Origin of the sequence: Flexivirga caeni (genome assembly GCF_003724155.1) — a bacterium.
Taxonomy (GTDB): Bacteria; Actinomycetota; Actinomycetes; order Actinomycetales; family Dermatophilaceae; genus Flexivirga; species Flexivirga caeni.
In genome coordinates, this window is sequence record NZ_RJJQ01000047.1 from 1 (window position 1) to 1,448 (window position 1,448).

Genomic DNA, 1,448 nt, shown 5'->3' on the forward strand with positions numbered 1-1,448 from the left:
TGGGGAGTATCGCAATTTCGGTGTTTCTGGTCCGTGACACGCCCCGTGAGTGGGGCGGGATCGGAGCAGTAGCGCATGACACTGCAGGACGTGAACAGCAAGCAGGAACCGGTCGAGTTGGGGCGGCAGCCCGCTCGGCGTGAGCCGGCCGATCGACGGCCCAAGAAGTCCGAGGAGCAGCGTCGACGACTGGCGGCGATCACCGAGCTGGTGCAGGAAGCCCGCGCGAACGGTGACTCGCTGACCGGACCGTCGGGGCTGTTGAAGGACCTGACCAAGATGGTGCTGGAAGTCTCGCTGGAAGAGGAAATGACCGAGCACCTCGGGCATGGCAAGCACGAGCAACCGGCCCAGGCAGTCGACGATGGTGAAGGCACCGGCCACGACGACCGGTCGAGTGATCGAATCCGTAATGTTCGCAATGGTTCTCGCACGAAGACCGTACTGACCGACAACGTCGGCAAAGTCGAGATCCAGGTGCCGCGGGACCGGGCGGGCACGTTCGAGCCGGTGATCGTGCCCAAGCACGCCCGCAAGCTCGGCAGCGTGGAGCAGGTGGTGTTGTCGCTGACCGCCAAGGGCCTGACGACCGGTGAGATCAGCGCGCACCTGGAAGAGATCTACGCCGCGTCGGTGTCCAAGGACACGATCAGCCGGATCACCGACCGGATCACCGAGCAGATGAACGAGTGGCTGTCGCGGCCGCTGGAGGCCGTGTACGCGGCGATCTTCATCGACGCGATCGTGCGCCACGAGGCGCCATGTGTTCCGAGTGGAGGTGAGAGACCACCGCCGTCTGGTCGTCGCAGCGACCGGGTGAAGCTGAGGGCAGCCTGACCCGGGGGATGCCGGGAAGGGTGGGAGCAGCCCTGACAACGACGGGTCGTACCAGCACTGTCAGATGGTGCGGGCCCGGCAAGCGTGACGAGAAGGAGTACGCGACGGAACCAGCGGTGACGTCCCGTAAGCGATGTACCGGCTCAAACCTGACGGATAGGGGCCGGGGTGCAGTGCACGACCCTTGCAGTCCCACCGGTGGTGGGTGGGGTCGACTTCGATCCCGGGTTGATAGCGCTCGGGCCGGAGGCCATGGTGAAGGCCTGCGGCGTAGCCATGGCGATGCTGCCGGGATACCAGTTGGACTCCTCCCTCGTCGAGCGGCACATGGTGAACGTGGGAACCGTCACGCAGGCGCCCCCTTGGGGGCAGGTCCATCGCCGACCGATGCGTGCGTGGCGGGGCGGAGGCCCCGTAGTAGTCCGAGCCCGGGAAAGCCGGGCGCATGGCGAAGGGGGCCAGTGAGTCAGCAGTTATGGGAGTGCAAGGTCAGGAGATGCGATGGTGAATACCGCCGCCAGGGATGAAGCCGACGCCGATGGGGTCGTGTGGCCGGAGTTGGAGTACGCCGAGTTCCAGGTACTGAGGATGCAAACCAAGCTGCACCAGTG

General features: G+C 65.5%; 1 pseudogene. It reads left to right on the top strand.

The features are described 5' to 3' along the window. Positions 1 to 75: 75 nt before the first annotated feature. A pseudogene (locus tag EFY87_RS19905) lies at positions 76 to 747 on the top strand (transposase); the annotation flags it as partial. Between the last annotated feature and the right edge of the window lie 701 nt (positions 748 to 1,448).